Genomic DNA, 233 nt, shown 5'->3' on the forward strand with positions numbered 1-233 from the left:
CCTGTAGTATCATCTGTAATTGGAATACTTACATCTACTGTCGTTTGTCCCGCTGGGATCGTTGCTGTTACGGTCGTGGTGGTATAATCATCTGGATTGGTCGCACTGTTATCTGTTGTTGTGATACTTACTACGGTATCTACACTAGATGGGTTGTCAATACTTACCGCGACACTTGCTGTTCCTGCATCTTCCGCTACCGTCACATCACCTACACTCATTGCTGGTGTGTC

At 45.9% G+C, this 233-nt stretch carries 1 protein-coding gene; it reads right to left on the reverse strand.

Translation table 11 applies throughout. The features are described 5' to 3' along the window. Positions 1 to 233 (reverse strand): Calx-beta domain-containing protein (locus Q0845_RS27810; protein WP_298521235.1); only part of this gene is annotated, 233 nt, incomplete at both ends.

This window comes from uncultured Kordia sp. (assembly GCF_947489565.1).
Lineage (GTDB): Bacteria > Bacteroidota > Bacteroidia > Flavobacteriales > Flavobacteriaceae > Kordia.